This window comes from Streptomyces sp. NPDC057445 (genome assembly GCF_042802855.1).
Lineage (GTDB): Bacteria > Actinomycetota > Actinomycetes > Streptomycetales > Streptomycetaceae > Streptomyces.
Map to the genome: position 1 here is coordinate 121,622 of NZ_JBHVDH010000010.1, position 18,854 is coordinate 140,475.

At 71.2% G+C, this 18,854-nt stretch carries 12 protein-coding genes and 1 pseudogene; 1 reads left to right on the plus strand and 12 read right to left on the minus strand.

The annotated features are described in order from the left end of the window. Nucleotides 1-14: 14 nt before the first annotated feature. The 9 genes from ACFU5O_RS22140 to ACFU5O_RS22180 form a co-directional block, all read right to left on the minus strand. A complete protein-coding gene (locus tag ACFU5O_RS22140) occupies nucleotides 15-1,220 on the minus strand; it encodes a DNA polymerase III subunit delta' (RefSeq protein ID WP_384243048.1) in 1,206 nt (401 codons plus the stop codon). 159 nt (nucleotides 1,221-1,379) lie between these two features. Then, nucleotides 1,380-4,655, minus strand: a complete 3,276-nt coding sequence (gene tmk / locus ACFU5O_RS22145; RefSeq protein WP_384243050.1) for a dTMP kinase — start codon at nucleotides 4,653-4,655, stop codon at nucleotides 1,380-1,382. 167 nt (nucleotides 4,656-4,822) lie between these two features. Next, nucleotides 4,823-7,738 carry a type I DNA topoisomerase gene (topA, locus tag ACFU5O_RS22150; protein WP_384243052.1) on the minus strand — a complete coding sequence of 972 codons (2,916 nt, stop codon included), beginning with the start codon at nucleotides 7,736-7,738 and terminating at the stop codon, nucleotides 4,823-4,825. 236 nt (nucleotides 7,739-7,974) lie between these two features. Then, nucleotides 7,975-8,172 (minus strand): hypothetical protein, encoded by a 198-nt coding sequence (locus ACFU5O_RS22155; RefSeq protein WP_384243260.1) that lies wholly within the window; start codon nucleotides 8,170-8,172, stop codon nucleotides 7,975-7,977. A 734-nt stretch (nucleotides 8,173-8,906) separates the two neighbouring features. Next, entirely contained in the window at nucleotides 8,907-10,436 is a 1,530-nt protein-coding gene (locus ACFU5O_RS22160) for a methyltransferase (protein ID WP_384243054.1), read from the minus strand. A 164-nt stretch (nucleotides 10,437-10,600) separates the two neighbouring features. Then, nucleotides 10,601-11,260, minus strand: a complete 660-nt coding sequence (locus ACFU5O_RS22165) for a small secreted protein (RefSeq protein WP_384243262.1) — start codon at nucleotides 11,258-11,260, stop codon at nucleotides 10,601-10,603. Nucleotides 11,261-11,502: 242 nt separating this feature from the next. Beyond that, nucleotides 11,503-13,899, minus strand: coding sequence for a sodium-translocating pyrophosphatase (locus tag ACFU5O_RS22170; RefSeq protein WP_384243056.1), 2,397 nt, complete (start codon nucleotides 13,897-13,899; stop codon nucleotides 11,503-11,505). 294 nt (nucleotides 13,900-14,193) lie between these two features. Continuing rightward, the gene (locus tag ACFU5O_RS22175; protein ID WP_384243058.1) at nucleotides 14,194-14,661 is read right to left on the minus strand and encodes an ATP-binding protein; all 468 of its coding nucleotides are present in this window, start codon (nucleotides 14,659-14,661) and stop codon (nucleotides 14,194-14,196) included. Between the two features lie 153 nt (nucleotides 14,662-14,814). Then, on the minus strand, nucleotides 14,815-15,168 hold the full coding sequence (locus ACFU5O_RS22180; RefSeq protein WP_215097290.1) for an STAS domain-containing protein: 354 nt from the start codon (nucleotides 15,166-15,168) through the stop codon (nucleotides 14,815-14,817). Nucleotides 15,169-15,247: 79 nt separating this feature from the next. On the opposite strand from ACFU5O_RS22180, the gene ACFU5O_RS22185 reads away from it, so the two are divergent. Continuing rightward, nucleotides 15,248-17,902, plus strand: coding sequence for a DEAD/DEAH box helicase (locus ACFU5O_RS22185; protein ID WP_384243060.1), 2,655 nt, complete (start codon nucleotides 15,248-15,250; stop codon nucleotides 17,900-17,902). Nucleotides 17,903-17,942: 40 nt separating this feature from the next. Here ACFU5O_RS22185 and ACFU5O_RS22190 read toward each other — a convergent pair. The 3 genes and pseudogenes from ACFU5O_RS22190 to ACFU5O_RS22200 all read right to left on the minus strand — a co-directional run. Continuing rightward, nucleotides 17,943-18,149 (minus strand): annotated as a pseudogene (locus ACFU5O_RS22190) (Rv3654c family TadE-like protein); the annotation flags it as partial. Nucleotides 18,150-18,205: 56 nt separating this feature from the next. Continuing rightward, a complete protein-coding gene (locus ACFU5O_RS22195) occupies nucleotides 18,206-18,604 on the minus strand; it encodes a TadE family type IV pilus minor pilin (RefSeq protein ID WP_384243063.1) in 399 nt (132 codons plus the stop codon). Next, nucleotides 18,591-18,830, minus strand: coding sequence for a DUF4244 domain-containing protein (locus tag ACFU5O_RS22200; protein WP_384243065.1), 240 nt, complete (start codon nucleotides 18,828-18,830; stop codon nucleotides 18,591-18,593). The genes ACFU5O_RS22195 and ACFU5O_RS22200 overlap by 14 nt, the downstream gene beginning before the upstream one ends. Nucleotides 18,831-18,854: the final 24 nt, after the last annotated feature.

The following is an 18,854-nucleotide window of genomic DNA, read 5'->3' on the forward strand; positions in this document are numbered from 1 at the left end:
CAGCCCCGCCGGTGTCAACCCGCGCGGAGCGCCATCGTCATCGCCTCCACCGCCAGCAGCGGTGCCACATTCGCGTCCAGGGCCTCGCGGCAGGCCAGGACCGCTTGTATCCGGCGCAGGCTCCGCTCCGGGCTCGAACTCCGCGCGACCCGGTCGAGCGCGTCCCGTACGTCCTCGTTCGCGAGGGCCACCCCGGAGCCCAGCTGCAGCGCGAGCACATCGCGGTAGAAGCCGGTCAGGTCGGTGAGCGCGAGATCGAGGCTGTCGCGCTGGGTGCGGGTCTTGCGGCGCTTCTGCCGGTCCTCCAGTTCCTTCATCGCCCCTGCCGTGCCGCGCGGCATCCGGCCGCCCGCCACCGCACCGAGGGCGGCCTTGAGGTCCTCTGTCTCCTTGACGTCGATCTCCTCGGAGACCTGCTTGCTGTCCTCCGCCGCCGCGTCGACCAGCTCCTGCGCGGCCTTGAGGCAGCCACCGACGTCCTCTACGCGCAGCGGGAGCTTGAGGACGGTGGCCCGGCGGGCGCGGGCGCGCTCGTCCGTGGCGAGCCGGCGGGCGCGACCGATATGACCCTGGGTCGCACGGGCGGCGGCCGTCGCCGCCTCGGGCTCGATGCCGTCCCGCCTGATCAGGATGTCCGCGACGGCGCTGACGGGCGGGGTACGGAGCGTGAGGTGGCGGCAGCGGGAGCGGATCGTGGGCAGGACGTCCTCCAGCGAGGGCGCGCACAGCAGCCAGACCGTGCGCGGGGCGGGCTCCTCGACGGCCTTCAGCAGCACATTGCCCGCGCCCTCTGTGAGACGGTCGGCGTCCTCCAGGACGATGACCTGCCAGCGGCCGACAGCCGGCGAAAGCTGGGCTCGACGGACGAGGTCGCGGGTCTCCTTCACGCCGATGGACAGCACGTCGGTGCGGACCACCTCGACGTCCGCATGCGTACCGACCAGGCTGGTGTGGCAGCCGTCGCAGAATCCGCAGCCCGGAGCGCCGCCCAGCGCCCGGTCCGGACCGACGCACTGCAGAGCGGCGGCGAAGGCACGCGCCGCGGTGGCGCAGCCGGAGCCGGGCGGACCCGTGAACAGCCACGCGTGCGTCATCTTGGAGGCGTCCGGCGGCTGCTCGCCCGCTGACTGCGCCGTGACCAGCTCGTCGGCGTCCCGGGCCGCGGCGGCGAGCTGCTCCTGGACACGCTCCTGCCCCACCAGGTCGTCCCATACGGCCATGCAGCCGTCACCGCCCTCCGACGTCGTACGAGGTGTTGCACCGGGTTCCCATTGTGGGGCAGGGGTCCGACAGCCCCCGCCCCCTGTGGAAAAAGCCCTGTGGGCGGCACGGCCAGGTGCATTGATCATGAGCGTTGCGGACGCTCATGATCAATACGGCTAGCGGCTGCCCCGCCCGCCGCCGCCCCGGGGGTCCTCGTCGTCGTGCGGGCCCAGCAGCTCGTCCGCCAAGGTCGGGAGATCGTCCAGCGGAGTCGCCTCCGCCCAGTCGGACCGGCGGCGCGGCCGCCCTTCCTCGTCGACCTGCGGCAGTTCGCGGGTGCGGTCGCCCGCTCCCGCGGACTGCTCGTCCCGGAAGATGCCCGGGGGCACCCGGTCCGCCGGATCGGTGCCCCGTACCGGCGGGAGCACGGCAGTCTCATCGGCAGCCGCGGCCCCGCTGTCACGCACCGGCGGGAGCACCGCCGTCTCATCAGCCGCCGCGGCCCCGCTGTCACGCACCGGCGGCAGGACCGCCGTCTCATCAGCCGCCGCAGTCCCGCTGTCACGCACCGGCGGGAGGACCGCCGTCTCATCAGCCGCCGCAGTCCCGCTGTCACGCACCGGCGGGAGCACCGCCGTCTCATCGGCCGCCGCCCCTGTGGCCGCGTCAGGAACCTGCGGCAGGACGGCCGTCTCGTCGTCCCGCTTCGTCATGTCGAGGCGCGGGCGAGGCGTCTCCACCGTCTGCGTGACCTCGTTCGCGCCCACCACCGGGGTGGGCACCGTCGTCCGGGCGGCCGACGCTGCCGACGAGGCGGCGGCCGACGCGGCAGCAGCGGCCTCCGCCGCCCTGCGCGCCTCCTCGGCACGCAGCAGGGCCTCCTCCGCCTTGCGCTGCTTCTCGCGACGCCGCTCCTCCGCCTCCGTGCGGAGCCTGGTCTCTTCCTCGGCCTGCCGACGACGGCGTTCCGTTTCCTCCCGGAGGGTCTTCTCCTCGGCCTCGCGCCGACGGCGCTCCTCCTCGGCCAGACGCCGTGCCTCCTCGGCCCGCTGCCGGGCCTCCTCCGCCTGCCGTTCGGCCTCGCGCTGCCGGGCCTCTTCCAGCTCGCGGCGCTTGCGCTCCTCCTCCTCGGCACGCAGCTTGGCCAGCTGCTCCTCGCGCTCACGCGCCAGGCGCTCCTCCTCCGCCTTCCGCGCGGCCTCTTCCTCGGCCTTCCTGCGGGCCTCCTCCTCGGCCGCCCGCCGCGCCTCCTCCCGTGCCTTCACCTCGGCCTCGGAGAGCGGCAGCAGCTGGTCGAGCCGGTGCCGTACGACCGTGGTCACGGCCTCGGGCTCCTGGCCGGCGTCCACCACGAGGTAGCGGCCGGGGTCCCCCGCCGCCAGCGTCAGGAATCCTGCGCGTACCCGCTGGTGGAACTCGGCCGGCTCGGACTCCAGCCGGTCCGGCGCCTCCGTGAAGCGCTCGCGTGCGGTCTCCGGGGAGACGTCGAGCAGCACCGTGAGATGCGGAACGAGCCCGTCCGTCGCCCATCGAGAGATACGGGCGATCTCGATCGGCGAGAGATCACGCCCCGCGCCCTGATAGGCGACCGACGAATCGATGTACCGGTCGGAGATGACGATCGCGCCGCGCTCGAGCGCCGGGCGGACGACCGTGTCGACGTGCTCTGCGCGGTCGGCGGCGTACAGCAGGGCCTCCGCGCGGTTCGACAGACCGGCCGACGACACGTCGAGCAGGATCGAGCGGAGCCGCTTGCCCACCGGTGTCGCGCCCGGTTCTCGGGTGACGACCACCTCGTGCCCCTTGGCCCTGATCCAGTCCGCGAGCGCCTTGACCTGGGTGGACTTGCCTGCCCCGTCGCCACCCTCGATGGCGATGAAGAAGCCGGTGGTGGAGGGCGCCTGCGCCGGGTCGGCGCCGCGGCGGAGCGCGTCGGCCAGATCTCGGCGCAGCGGCACGCCGGACCGGTCGTCCGTCTTGGCGAGGACGATCGCGGCGACCGGCAGCAGCAGCGCACCGACCAGCATCAGGGTGAAGGCGGCGCCGCCGTGCGCGAAGACGAAGTCGCCGTTGGCGAGGCGGTGCGGGCCGATGGCCGCGGCGAGCAGCGGGGCGGCGACCGCGCCCAGCGCGATCGAGACGCGGACGACGGCGTGGAGATGCTCGGTGATCCGCGGCCGCCGGTACTCCTCGGTCTCCAGATCGATCAGCGCATGGCCCGTGTGCGCGGCCACTCCGGCCGCGCCACCGGCCAGGATCCCGATGAACACCACCGTCGCCGTGTCCGGTACGAGCCCGAGCGCCAGCAGCGCGACCCCGGTCACGGCGATCGCGATGGCGAGGAGCCTGCGGCGGGAGAAGCCGGGCAGTACGGACTTGGCCGCGCGGATGCCGAGCCCCGTACCGCCGGTCAGCGCGAGCACGAGCAGCGCGAAGGCGACCGGGCCGCCCCCGAGGTCACGGGTGTGCAGCACGGCCACGGCCGCGGCGGAGGCGATGGCCGCGGAAACCGATGCGCAGCCCAGGACGAGCAGTGGCACCGCGCCCGTACGTCCCTTGTCGAGACCGCTTCCTGTGGACGGGCGGCGCAGGCCCTCCAGCGGGGAACGGGGACGCGGAGTCTGGGCGTCGGGAAGCTCGATGGCGGACAGGACGGACGACGACCCGGCGAACAGCCCGGCCGCGACGTACGAGCCGAGTGCCGCCTGGTGCAGCGAGAACCACTCGATGCCGAAACCGAGCAGATCGCCGACCAGCGTTGCCACGAGCAGGACGGCGGCCCCCGCGGGGATCACGGCGAACGAGGTGCGGAGGGAGAGCCTCCGCAGGGCGTCCTGGTGATCCGGAAGCGGGCGTACCGCGGCGCCCTCCAGCGGCGGCGACGGAAGCAGAGCGGGAGCGGCGCTCTCGCGGGCGACCGTCCAGAACCGCTCGGCCACACCGACGACGAAGGCGGTGGCCAGCACGTATGCCAGCGCGCTTCCGCGTGTCCAGTCGATCCACAGCGGAGCGATGACGAGCAGCGCGACACGAATGGCGTCGGAGCCGATCATCGTCCAGCGGCGGTCCAGGGGACCACTGGGTGCGGTGAGTGCGGTGAGCGGACCGAGCAGTACGGCTCCGAAGAGGAGCGTGGCGAGGACACGGGCGCCGAACACGGCGGCGACGGCGAACGCGGCTCCGCGGTAGCCCCCGCCGAACGCGGCCTCCGTGATCGCTGCCTGCAGTGCCAGCAGAACCAGCACCAGCAGTGCGAGGGCGTCGCCGATTCCTCCGACGAGCTGCGCTCCCCACAGTCTCCGCAGTGCGGGTACGCGCAGGAGCGACCGTACGGCGCGCTCCCGCGAATCCAGGGCAAGGGCATCCGTGCCGTATCCCTGCTGGGCATCTGCGGCGGATGCACCGGGGTCAGAGGTGGGGCTCTGGGCCGTTGGCTGATCGGCTCGCGTCATTCGCCCAGCCTATCCGGAGCGGATGGCTCCCCGGAGGCCCCATCCGAACAAACGGGCGGCAGAGCTCACCGAGGTGCCGCCGGGAAGGGGCTGCGGGCCGGCGGGGAAGGGGCCACACACCGGTCGCCCCTTCTCCTGCGCCTTCCCGCCTGCTGCTGTCCCTGCGGCTACTCGTCCGCGGCGGACGACTTCGCGGCTGCCGTCTTCTTCGTGGCGGTCTTCGCCGCCGTCGTCTTCGCCGCCGTCGTCTTCGCCGCCGTCGTCTTCGCCGCCGTCGTCTTGGCAGTCGTCGTCTTGGCAGTCGTCTTCTTCGCGGCGGTCTTCTTGGCCGTCGTCGTCTTCTTCGCCGCGGTCTTCTTGGCCGCCGCCTTCTTCGCGGGGGCCTTCTTGGCGGTCTTCTTCGCCGGCCCCTTGGCGCGCTTCTCGGCGAGCAGCTCGTAGCCGCGCTCGGGCGTGATCGTCTCGACGCTGTCGTCGCTGCGCAGGGTCGCGTTGGTCTCGCCGTCGGTGACGTACGGGCCGAAGCGGCCGTCCTTCACCACGACCGGACGCTCACTCACCGGGTCCGTGCCGAGCTCCTTCAGCGGGGGCTTGGCCGCGGCCCGCCCGCGCTGCTTCGGCTGGGCGTAGATCGCCAGCGCTTCTTCCAGCGTGATGGTGAAGAGCTGCTCCTCGCTCTCCAGGGAGCGCGAGTCCGTGCCCTTCTTCAGATACGGACCGTAGCGGCCGTTCTGCGCGGTGATCTCGACGCCCTCGGGGTCCTTGCCGACGACGCGCGGAAGCGACATCAGCCTGAGCGCGTCCTCAAGGGTCACGGTGTCGAGGGACATCGACTTGAAGAGGGAGGCGGTCCGCGGCTTCACCGCGTTCTTGCCGGTCTTGGGCGTGCCCTCGGGCAGGATCTCGGTGACGTACGGGCCGTAGCGGCCGTCCTTCGCGACGATCTGGTGACCGGTGACCGGGTCCGCGCCCAGCTCGAAGTCGCCGCTCGGCTTGGCCAGCAGCTCTTCCGCGAGCTCGACGGTCAGCTCGTCGGGCGGGAGGTCCGCGGGGACGTCGGCGCGCTGGTGGCCCTCGGACTCCTTCTCGCCGCGCTCCACGTACGGGCCGTAGCGGCCGACGCGCAGCACGATGTCGTTGCCGACCGGGAAGGACGAGATCTCGCGGGCGTCGATCGCGCCGAGGTCGGTGACGAGCTCCTTGAGACCACCGAGGGGGTCGCCGTCGCCGTTCCCGGCCTCGGCCGCGGCGCCCTCACCGCGCGCGGCGAAACCGCTGCCAGGCACCGTCGCGCCGAAGTAGAAACGCTTGAGCCACGGCACCGCCTGGGCCTCGCCCCGCGCGATGCGGTCGAGGTCGTCCTCCATCCTGGCGGTGAAGTCGTAGTCGACGAGGCGGCCGAAGTGCTTCTCGAGCAGATTGACCACGGCGAAGGAGAGGAAGGACGGCACGAGGGCCGTGCCCTTCTTGAAGACATAGCCGCGGTCGAGGATCGTGCCGATGATCGACGCATAGGTCGACGGGCGGCCGATCTCGCGCTCCTCAAGCTCCTTGACCAGGGTGGCCTCGGTGTAGCGGGCCGGCGGCTTGGTCGCATGGCCGTCCGCCGTGATCTCCTCGGCGGCGAGGCGGTCGCCCTCGGTGACCTGCGGCAGGCGGCGCTCGCGGTCGTCAAGCTCGGCGTTCGGGTCGTCCGCGCCCTCGACGTACGCCTTCATGAAGCCGTGGAAGGTGATCGTCTTGCCGGACGCGGAGAACTCGGCGTCACGTCCGTCGGAGCCACGGCCGCCGATCTTGACGGTGACGGAGTTGCCGACCGCGTCCTTCATCTGGGAGGCGACGGTCCGCTTCCAGATCAGCTCGTAGAGGCGGAACTGGTCGCCTGTCAGTCCGGTCTCGGCCGGGGTGCGGAAGCGGTCGCCCGAGGGACGGATCGCCTCGTGCGCCTCCTGCGCGTTCTTGACCTTCCCGGCGTACGTGCGCGGCTTCTCCGGCAGGTAGTCGGCACCGTACAGCTGCGTGACCTGCGCCCGGGCGGCGCTGACGGCGGTGTCGGACAGCGTGGTCGAGTCCGTACGCATGTAGGTGATGAAGCCGTTCTCGTACAGCTTCTGCGCGATCTGCATCGTGGCCTTCGCCCCGAAGCCGAGCTTGCGCGAGGCCTCCTGCTGGAGGGTCGTCGTACGGAACGGGGCGTACGGCGAGCGGCGGTACGGCTTCGACTCGACCGACCGGACCGAGAACGCGGCGTTCTCCAGCGCGGCCTTGAGCGCGAGCGCGTTCGCCTCGTCGAGGTGGAGCACCTGCCCGGACTTCAGCCGCCCGTCGGGACCGAAGTCACGGCCCTGCGCGACGCGCTGTCCGTCGACCGTGGTCAGGCGGGCGGTGAAGGCGGCGGGGTCGGAGGCGTCACCGGCCCGGCCGGTGGAGAACGTGCCGGTCAGATCCCAGTACTCGGCGGAGCGGAAGGCGATGCGCTCGCGCTCGCGCTCGACGACGAGGCGGGTCGCCACGGACTGGACACGCCCGGCCGACAGCCGCGGCATGACCTTCTTCCACAGCACCGGCGAGACCTCGTAGCCGTAGAGGCGGTCGAGGATGCGGCGGGTCTCCTGGGCGTCGACCATGCGCTTGTTGAGCTCGCGCGGGTTGGCCACCGCCTCGCGGATCGCGTCCTTGGTGATCTCGTGGAAGACCATCCGGTGGACGGGGACCTTGGGCTTGAGGACTTCGAGGAGGTGCCAGGCGATGGCCTCGCCCTCGCGGTCCTCATCGGTGGCGAGGTAGAGCTCGTCGGATTCGGCGAGCTGCTCCTTGAGCTTTCTGACCTGCGCCTTCTTGTCGGCATTGACGACATAGATCGGCTGGAAGTCATGCTCGACGTCCACGCCGAGGCGACGGACCTCTCCGGTGTACTTCTCGGGGACCTCGGCGGCCCCGTTCGGGAGGTCGCGGATGTGCCCGACGCTCGCCTCGACGACATAGCCGGGGCCCAGATAGCCCTTGATCGTCTTCGCCTTGGCAGGCGACTCGACGATCACGAGTCGGCGGCCGCCCTGTGCGGTCTCGCTGGTCGGGGACAACTTCGCTCTTCTCTCCGGTCGACGCTCGGTGGGCACGTACGCGCACGGCGTACGGCGTACGGGCCGTACTGCCACTGCTGTCGCTGCGGAGTGTGACGGTACAACCCGCCCCCGTGTCAAACGGCAAAAGCTCGCAACGGCCACTCGAACGGTAACCCGACTCCAGGCATTCCTGCCGCCCGGACTGCCACGCCGGGTGTCAGGGCGCGCCGTGAGGGGCGTGGCCCGGATGTGGCTCAGACGAGGCTGAAGCACCAGACGCCGGCGACGAGGAAAGCGGCGCCGAAGATCGTGGTGAGGACGGCGGCGGTGGCGGGATTCACTCCGTCGGCGACCGGTGCGCGATGCAGGACACGTCCGCCCGTCCACACCAGCAGTACGGCTCCGAACAGCGCGAATGCCGTCCCCGCGAAGATCGCCGGCCCGCTCTCCATGCGCGTCTCCCACTCCTCGGTCAGAACCCGGGACGCCCCCGGGGCCGAGGCTGGCACCTCGGGGCGTCCTCCGCACGAATTCCGGGTGAACGAGGTGAGGGTTCACCCGGGCGGCGCCGGCCGTGGCCGTGACGGAACGGAACCGGAGGGGCCGACTCCGACCGCTGGCGATGCGCTGTCGCCCGGCGGCCGGCAGCGGAGTGATCCGCCGCACATCGCATGTGGCGGTCGGCGGCTGTGGTCCGGCGTGCTCCGTGGCGGACCACCGTGTTCCCACGGTACGAACGGTGGCCGGATTCACACGGGCAGCCCCCGCCGGGGCCCGGCGAGCGGGCCCTCGCCGTCCGCGAGCATCCGTGAGCCCGGCGCAAACGGAACGAGAAAGTGCGGGAAGCGGAAGGAGGGACGCGGAGCGGGAAGGCGAGAAGGAGAGGCGAAGAAGGAGGGGCGAGAGCGGACGAAGAGCCGAGCGGACCTCGCCGCCGGTGCCGGACCGTGGCCCGGCCGGAAGCCGACCGGATACCGCCGGGTGCCCATCCGGCCGCCCGCGACCGTCCGGACCGCCTGGGACCGTCGGCGACCCGTCTGCGATCCGCCGTCGCCCGGGACGGTCCGCGGCCCGCCGATCGCCGTCATCCGCCGGCAGGCCGTTGTCCGTCCGCCGCCGTCAGCCGTCGGCAGGCCGTTGTCCGTCCGCCGCCGTCAGCCGTCAGCCGCGCCATCCGCCGGAGCGATCACCCGCCGGCCGGCACCGGCTCCAGAAAGCCTTCCTCCACCAGCAGCCTGATCGCCTGCGGCGTACGGTCACGCAACAGGACGGGATCCTCGCCGACGAGCTGGGCGATGGCATCGAGGATCCGCCCCGCGCTGAGCGTGCCGTCACAGACCCCGGCGAAGCCCGCGCCGATGTGGTCGACCTTGGTGGCACGGCGCATGCCACGGTTCTGGCGCAGCACGACATGCTCGGGGTCCTCCGCGCCCGGCAGACCGACCTGTTCCTGCACGACCTCCGGGGCAAGCACGAAGGCTTCGGTGAGCAGCGCCGCGTCGTCGAGCGTCCGCAGATAGTCCTGCCGCTCGAAGTGCGCCCGTACGGTCTCGCCGAGAGGCTGCTCGACGGGGTGCGGCCACTCCTCCACGACGATCGACGGCTGCTCCGCGCCGGACTTCCGGAGCGTGATCCAGCCGAAGCCGACCGCCTTGACCCCGCGCGCCTCGAACTCGTCCAGCCATGCGTCGTACCGCGCGGCGTAGTCCTCGGGGGCGGTGCGGTGGTCACCGCTGTCCCTCAGCCACAGCTCGGCGTACTGCGTCACGTCCTGCACCTCACGCTGCACGATCCAGGCGTCGCAGCCGCGCGGCACCCAGGAGCGCACCCGCTCCTGCCATTCCTCACCCTCCACGTGCTGCCAGTTGGCGAGGAACTGCGCGAACCCCCCTTCGTTCAGCCGCTCTCCCGCCTGCTGAACGAGCGCGCGGCACAGATCGTCCCCGCCCATCCCGCCGTCCCTGTAGGTCAGCCGGGCGCCGGGAGAGATGACGAAGGGAGGATTGGACACGATCAGGTCGTACGTCTCCGACCCGACCGGCTCGAACAGGGAACCCTCCCGCAGATCGGCCTCCGGCGCACCGGACAGCGCGAGGGTGAGCCGGGTGAAGGCCAGCGCCCGCGGGTTCAGGTCGGTGGCCGTGACACGGGTGGCGTGCCTGGTGGCGTGCAGGGCCTGGATGCCGGATCCCGTGCCCAGGTCGAGGGCGGAGGACACCGGCGACCTGACCGTGATTCCGGCGAGCGTGGTGGAGGCACCGCCGACGCCGAGCACCATGGCCGCGTCCGCCTGGCCGCCCTGACCGCGCGCGCCGCCGGCTCCCCCGACGGCGCAGCCCAGATCGGAGACGATGAACCAGTCCTGGCCTTCGGGGCCGCCGTACGGGCGGATGTCCACGGTGGCACGTACGTCGTCGCCGTCCTTGGCCAGCCAGCCGTCGGCGAGCGCCTCGTCCAGTGGCAGCGCGGCACGGGCACGGTCGTGAGGAACCGACCGCTGCAGAAGGAACAGCCGTACGAGCGTCTCCAGCGCGGAGTCCCCGCGGGTGGCGCGCAGCGCGGGCACGGTTTCGCTGCGGGCGAGGGCCGCGTACGCGGGCGCGCCGAGCAGGTCGAGCAGTCCGTCGGCGGTGAACTCGGCGGCGAGCAGGGCGGCGCGCAGCCGGGCGGTCTGGTCGGGAGCGGGGATGCCTGCGGCAAGGCTGGTCGTACTCACGCGCCCATTCTCCCCCGTGGGATACCGCGGGCGCCCCTGCCGCGCGCAGAGGGGCCGCCGGGGCGACGCGCGAGGTCACCCCGGCGAAGTCACGCGGGGGAAGTCACCCGGGCGACGTCACCCGGGCGCTCGGGGCCCGGGTGACGTGCGACGGTCTGTGTGGACTACTCGCCGGAGGACTTCGGCGTACCGGCGGACTTGGACGGTCCGGCGGCGTTCGACGGCTTGGCCGCGGGCTTCGAGGCGCCCGGGCCCGGGTTCGCGGTGGCCGTCACCGACGGCTTGACCTTCTGGCAGCTGGGCTGCTTCGCCATCGCCTGGCCCAGCTCGCCGGACTGCAGCTTGGACAGTGCGTCCTGGTCCATCTTCTCGATCTTCGCCAGGCCGTCGGCGACGTCCTGCAGCCCGTCGGCGAACTTCTGCTGGTTCTTGGGCTCGAGCGCGTCGACCTGCTTCTTCAGCTCGAGGTAGGCGCCGGCGGTGGCGTTGAGCTCCTTGACGGCGTCCTGCTGCAGCGACTTGCCGTTGTCGACGGGCGGCGTACCGGCATCCTGCACCGCCTTGGCCAGCGCCTTGTTGGCGGTGGCGATGTCCTGGAAGGCCTTCGAGTCGGCCGCCTGGATATCGGCCGGCTTGCCGTCCGCGGCGGTCGAGATGATCGCCTGCTGGGCGTCGGCCCTCTTCTGGATCTGCGGCTGCGCCTGGTCGCAGACCGTCTTGGCCCAGGCACCCACCTTGTCGCCACTGTCGTCGCTGGTGCAGCCCGACAGGGCGAGCACCAGTACCGTGCCGCCGGACAGTGCGGCCGCAAGCTTCTTCTTCACCTTCACCGGATCGGTCCCTTCCAAGGCTCTCGGCCCCGGAACATACACGCCAAGTGGACGACAATCGCATGACAGACGTCCGGTATGTAGTTCTTTGCAGCCATTTGCACCAAGAGAGAGAAGGCTCTCACCAGCCCTTCCGCCGAGGCCGCGCACGGATGCGCGAACGGGCGGACGCCGCGTCAATCCGCGCCGTCCGCCCGTGCCTTGAGCAGGTGCTTCGCTTCGGACCTCAGGCCTTCCTAGGAAACGACCGCCGGGTCCGGTGACTTCGCCGAGCGCTCCGCGGCGTTGTCTTCGTCACTTACGGCGACGGAACGCCGCTTCGACACATACACGGCGCCGACGATGACCAGGATCGCGACCGCCGCGACCACGGCCCGTACGCCGGCGTTGGCGTCGTCGCCGTAGCTGAACTGCACGACGGCGGGCGCGATCAGCAGTGCCACCAGGTTCATCACCTTGAGCAGCGGGTTGATCGCAGGGCCTGCGGTGTCCTTGAACGGGTCGCCCACCGTGTCGCCGATGACGGTCGCGGCATGGGCTTCGCTGCCCTTTCCGCCGTGGTGGCCGTCCTCGACCAGTTTCTTGGCGTTGTCCCACGCGCCCCCGGAGTTGGCGAGGAAGACGGCCATGAGCGTGCCGGTGGCGATCGCCCCCGCGAGATACGAGCCCAGAGCGCCGACACCGAAGGTGAAGCCGACCGCGATCGGCGCCAGCACGGCGAGCAGGCCGGGCGTGGCCAGTTCGCGCAGCGCGTCCTTGGTGCAGATGTCGACGACCCGCCCGTACTCCGGCTTCTCGGTGTAGTCCATGATCCCGGGGTGCTCGCGGAACTGCCGCCGCACCTCGTAGACCACCGAACCGGCCGACCGGGAGACCGCGTTGATCGCCAGGCCGGAGAAGAGGAACACGACCGCGGCGCCGAGGACCAGGCCCACCAGGTTGTTGGGCTGCGAGATGTCCAGACTCAGGTTCATGTCCGCGGCCCTGGTGCCCACCTCCGCGACAGAGGTGGCGATCGCGTCGCGGTACGAGCCGAAGAGCGCGGCCGCGGCGAGAACGGCGGTCGCGATGGCGATGCCCTTGGTGATCGCCTTGGTGGTGTTGCCGACGGCGTCGAGGTCGGTGAGCACCTGCGCGCCGGCGCCTGTGACGTCGCCCGACATCTCGGCGATGCCCTGGGCGTTGTCGGAGACCGGACCGAAGGTGTCCATGGCGACGATGACACCGACGGTGGTGAGCAGCCCGGTACCGGCCAGCGCCACCGCGAACAGCGCCAGCATGATCGACGTGCCACCGAGCAGGAACGCCCCGTACACACCGAGACCGATCAACAGCGCGGTGTAGACGGCCGATTCGAGGCCGATGGCAATACCGGCGAGCACGACGGTGGCCGGGCCGGTCAGCGACGACTTGCCGATGTCGCGGACGGGCCGACGGTTCGTCTCGGTGAAGTATCCCGTCAGCTGCTGGATCAGGGCGGCCAGCACGATGCCGATGGCGACGGCCACGAGCGCGAGGATGCGCGGGTCGCCGTCGTGGTTGAGGATCGCGGCCTCGCTGACACCGTCCAGCGCCGCGTACGACGACGGAAGATAGGCGAACACGGCCACGGCCACCAGGGCGAGCGAGATCACCGCGGAGATGAAGAACCCTCGGTTGATGGCGGTCATCCCGCTGCGGTCGGCGCGCCGCGGGGCGACCGCGAAGATACCGATCATCGCGGTGACCACGCCGATCGCCGGGACGATCAGCGGGAAGGCCAGACCCAGATCACCGAAGGCGGCCTTGCCGAGGATGAGGGCGGCGACGAGCGTGACGGCGTACGACTCGAAGAGGTCGGCGGCCATGCCCGCGCAGTCGCCGACGTTGTCACCGACGTTGTCGGCGATCGTGGCGGCGTTGCGCGGGTCGTCCTCGGGGATGCCCTGCTCGACCTTGCCGACGAGGTCGGCGCCGACGTCCGCGGCCTTGGTGAAGATGCCGCCGCCTACACGCATGAACATCGCGATCAGCGCGGCGCCGAGACCGAAGCCCTCGAGGACCTTGGGGGCGTCCGCGGCATAGACGAGGACCACGCAGGAAGCACCGAGCAGGCCGAGGCCCACCGTGAACATGCCGACCACGCCGCCCGTGCGGAAAGCGATCTTCATGGCTTTGTGCGAGACGGCCGTCAGATCCTTCTCCGGCTCGCCTTCCGCCGGAGTGGCCTCGCGTGCGGCCGCGGCCACACGCACATTGGCCCGTACGGCAAGACGCATGCCGATGTATCCGGTGGCCGCCGAGAACAGCGCACCCACCAGGAAGAACAGCGAACGTCCGCCACGCTGGGACCAGTTGTCGGCCGGCAACAACATCAACAGGAAGAACACCACGACGGCGAAGATGCCGAGCGTGCGCAACTGCCGGGCCAGATAGGCATTTGCGCCTTCCTGGATGGCAGTCGCGATCTTCTTCATGGAATCTGTACCTTCACCGGCCGCCAGTACCTGGCGCACCAGCAACTGGGCGACGACCAGCGCCGCCAGCGCGACGGCCGCGATGACAATAACGATCATCCGGTTGTCGTCCGTCAGTACTGCGGCGGCAAGAGAAGTCGGTTGATCGGACAGGTGTGGGTTGAAAAGCCCCGCCATTCGTCCTCCTTGACGTTCAGAGCTCAAGATGTGGACGGATTGTAGGGAGCGGAACCTGATCAAAACAGAGCGCGACAAACGGAATTGACCTTCGCCTGCTCCTCAGAGAAAGATCGCGTTCCAAGATTCCAACCGAAAGCGGTAATGGGGCAAAAGCATTGACGCCGGCTCGACGGTCCAGGAAATGGAAAAAGGCCCTGCTCAGCAGGGCCTCTCACATAAGCGGACAAGCGCCACGGCGTCGGTGCGGCGGTGCCCGCCGGGTCAAACGTCCGACGACACGACGTCAACCGGTCATTGCACGATCGTGGCCGGATTGATGGGCCAGCTCATCCGGATGACGCCGCCGCCGTCCCCCGACGTCACCTCGACGTCGTCCACGAGCCCGCTGATCACCGCGAGGCCCATCTGGTCCTCACCGTCACCGTCGGTGTCCTCTGCGCCCTCCGCGGAACCGGAACCCGCGCCGGCCACCCCGGACCCGGCCACGCTGTCGGCGCCGCCGCCTGCAGCGGGCACCGCGTCGACGACCTCGATCGAGAAGGTCTTCTCCTCCTCGGTCAGCACGACCTTTACGGGGGCGGTGATGTGATTGCTGCGGTGCAGCCCGACCGCCCGGCTGCACGCCTCGCCCACGGCGAGCCTGACTTCGTCCAGCACGGCCTCGTCGACCCCGGCCCGCCGCGCCACGGCAGCGGCCACGAGACGGGCCGTCCTGACGTGCTCGGGCTGGGCACTGAAGCGCAGTTCAACGGTGGCCATACGGTCCCCCTCGGACGTACGAGCGTGCGAGCGTGCATCTCAAGGGCCCGGGACGGCGCCCGGGAACCCCTGTATCTTCCTCCACCGGTCTCCGGGCGTCCCGAAGCACCCCGGAAGCTCCGGACCGCTGGGGTCCGGAGCCCACCGGACGGCTCAGTCCGTAGCCGCGACGGCCTCCTCGACCGTCGTGTGGATCGGGAACACCTTGGTCAGACCGGTGATCCGGAAGATCTTGAGAATTCGCTCCTGGTTGCAGACCAGGCGCAGCGATCCTTCGTGCGCACGCACACGCTTGAGACCGCCCACAAGCACGCCGAGGCCGGTCGAGTCGAGGAAGTCCACACCCTCCATGTCGACAACCAGGTGGTAGTTGCCGTCGTTCACCAGCTCGACCAACTGCTCGCGCAGCTTGGGCGCGGTATACACATCAATCTCGCCACCGACCTCGACGACCGTACGGTCGCCACCAGGGCCGGACACATTGCGAGTCGACAGGGACAGGTCCACGGATCCTCCAGCACCTTGCTATCGAGCGGTCGCCCCTCGGGTCTCCCCGACGGAGCCAGGGGGCGCATCGCCAGCCGCGATGGCATTCAATCACTTACCAGCAGCCATGCACGACGCCTTGGGACCATTGTCCGTCACGCCGGTGACACACTCGGTGCCGATGGCCAAGAATCACCGTTCCAGACGACCTCCCGAGAGCGGGGAAACCCGCCCCTCCCCCGGTACGGTCCTCGACCGGCTCACCGCGGGGGCGAACCGGGCTGCGCGCATCACTCATACGGAGCACTTGCCCCCCAGGCCGGGCCGCCATGCAGTCTGGCCCCATCGCATCCGCACAGAAGTGATCAACGCCATCCAGCAGGCGGGCATCGAGCATCCCTGGACCCACCAGGCAGCCGCCGCCGAGCACGCCCTGGACGGCGAGTCGGTCGTGATCGCCACCGGCACCGCCTCCGGCAAGTCCCTGGCCTATCTCGCGCCGGTGCTCAGCACGCTCCTGGACGGTGCCGAGGCCGCCAACGGACGCGGCACCACGGCCCTCTATCTCGCCCCGACCAAGGCCCTCGCCGCCGACCAGCAACGCGCCGTCAAGGAGCTCGCCGCCCCGCTGGGCAACCGTGTGCGACCGGCCGTGTACGACGGGGACACGCCTGTCGAGGAGCGCGAATGGGTCCGCCAGTACGCGAACTACGTGCTCACCAATCCGGACATGCTCCACCGCGGAATACTCCCCTCACACCCCCGCTGGTCCTCCTTCCTGCGCTCGCTGCGCTATGTCGTCATCGACGAGTGCCACACCTACCGGGGCGTCTTCGGATCCCATGTCGCCCAGGTCCTGCGTCGTCTCCGCCGGGTGTGTGCCCGCTACGGAGCGAACCCCGTCTTCCTCCTCGCCTCTGCCACCGCCGCGGACCCGGCCGTCGCCGCCGGCCGCCTCACCGGTCTGCCCGTCACCGAGGTCTCCGACGACGCCTCGCCCCGCGGTGAGCTCGTCTTCGCCCTCTGGGAGCCACCGCTCACCGACCTCCACGGCGAGAAGGGCGCCCCGGTGCGCCGGACCGCCACCGCCGAGACCGCCGACCTCCTCACCGATCTGGCCGTCCAGGGCGTCCGTACCGTCGCGTTCGTACGCTCCCGGCGCGGCGCCGAGCTGATCTCCGTCATCGCCCAGGAACGCCTCGCCGAGGTCGACCGCTCCCTCGCCCGCAGGGTCGCCGCCTACCGCGGCGGGTACCTGCCCGAGGAGCGCCGCGCACTGGAGCGTGCGCTGCACTCCGGCGAACTGCTCGGGCTGGCCGCCACCACGGCCCTGGAGCTGGGGGTGGACGTGTCGGGCCTGGACGCGGTCGTCATCGCCGGCTACCCGGGCACCCGGGCCTCCCTCTGGCAGCAGGCGGGGCGGGCCGGACGCTCCGGGCAGGGCGCCCTCGCCGTCCTGGTCGCCAGGGACGACCCGCTGGACACGTTCCTCGTGCACCATCCCGAGGCGCTGTTCCAGCAGCCTGTCGAGTCCACCGTCCTCGACCCCGACAACCCCTACGTCCTCGCCCCGCACCTCTGTGCGGCCGCCGCGGAGCTGCCCCTCACGGAGGACGACCTCGCCCTCTTCGGTCCGGCCGTGCCGGAGCTCCTGCCACAGCTCGAGAGCGCCGGGCTGCTGCGCAGGCGTACCGCCGGCTGGTACTGGACCCGCCGCGAGCGGGCGGCCGATCTGACCGACATCCGGGGCGAGGGAGGCCGCCCGGTGCAGATCGTCGAGGCCGCCACCGGACGGCTGCTCGGGACGGTCGACGAGCCCGCCTCGCACGCCGCCGTCCACGACGGGGCCGTTCATCTCCACCAGGGCCGTACGTACCTGGTGAAGCAGCTGAACCTGGACGATTCGGTCGCCCTCGTCGAGGAGGCGAACCCGACGTACTCCACCACCGCGCGCGACACCACCTCCATCTCCGTCCTGGACACCGACACCGAGATCCCCTGGGGGGCCGGGCGCCTCTGCTACGGGTCGGTCGAGGTCACCAACCAGGTCGTCTCCTTCCTCCGCCGCAGGCTGATCACCGGAGAGGTGCTGGGCGAGACAAAGCTCGACCTGCCTCCGCGCACCCTGCGCACCAGGGCCGTCTGGTGGACGGTCACCGAGGACCAGCTGGAGGCCGCACGGGTGAATCCGGAGCAACTGGGCGGAGCCCTGCACGCCGCCGAGCACGCTTCCATCGGGATGCTCCCGCTCTTCGCCACCTGCGACCGCTGGGACATCGGCGGGGTCTCCGTCCCGCTGCACCCGGACACCCTGCTGCCGACCGTCTTCGTCTACGACGGGCACCCAGGCGGCGCCGGCTTCGCCGAGCGGGCCTTCCACACCGCGCATGAGTGGCTGACCGCGACCCGTGAAGCCATCGCCTCGTGCGAGTGCGAGGCCGGCTGCCCGTCGTGCATCCAGTCGCCCAAGTGCGGCAACGGCAACGAACCGCTGCACAAGCGCGCGGCCGTCCGGCTGCTGACGGTCCTCCTCAGCCAGGCCCCGGAACCCGGCCAGGCCCTGGAGCCCACCGCGGAATCGGAGCCTGCCCCAGGCCCGGAGCAGGCCTCCCAGAGGCCGGATGCCCCCGAGTCCTCCCGGACGACGCCACCGCCTGACCCAGCGGCTCCTGAGGCCCCTGAGACTCCCCGGGATACGGTCCCTGAATTTCCCCAGGGGTCACTGGGCCATCCGGAGGACCCGCGCGGGATCTGACCTCCGGCGCATACGGTCCGAGTGCCGCCGCAGCCGTCACATCGGCGATCTCACCCTCCACCGCGCACACGACCACAACCGCACCCTGGGCACGGGCGACCCGCGCCGCCGCGTCACACGCAGGCCCCGCACCGTCCAGTGCCCGGTCCGCCGCGGCGAGCGCCGCCAGATCGGCTGCGGCGCCCGCGCGGTGGCGGGCGACGACCGCCTGCCCCAGAGCAAGCACCGCCGCGAAGACCGCACACATGGCGCATGCCGCCACAGCCACCCACACGGTCGCCGATCCCCGGTCACGGCCCGCCCTCACGGCGTGTCCCTTCCCACGGTGTCCTCCGCGACCGCCACGGCCTGCGCGGTCAGGGTCAGCGCCAGCGCTGCCGGACCCGGTGTCGGAGCCTCGACGCGTACCCGCCAGAGGTCGCCGTCCCGCCCCAGCGACACCCTGGCGTCGCGCGGGGCGGCCGATCGGGCGGCGGCGAGCGCGGCGGCCTCCGGCTCCGACCTGGCGGCAGCCCGGGCCCCTGCCCTGGCGGCGTCCACACACTGGATCTGCGCGGACGCCGCCATCAGAGCCCACAGAAGCGCCATCGCGAACACCACCAGGGCCGGAACGGCCACAGCCGCCTCCGCCGTCACGTAGCCCCGGTCGTTCGGGGACGCCGGCCTGCCCCGGGCCTCGACCACGGGGTCAGAACTGCGCATCGAGCGCCTTCCCGATCACCGACTCCAGCGCTTTGGAGACCGTCCCGCTCGTGACCACCTTGTAGAGAACCGCGGCGAAGGCACACGCCGCGATCGTGCCCATCGCGTACTCCGACGTGGTCATCCCCGCATCGGTGCGCGCCCGCGCCCCGGCCGGCCGGACCCGCGTCGCGGCGCCGGCCAGAGCCCGCCCTACCCATTCCTTCACCCGAACCACAAACCTCATCACAACTCCCTCTGGTTGATGCTT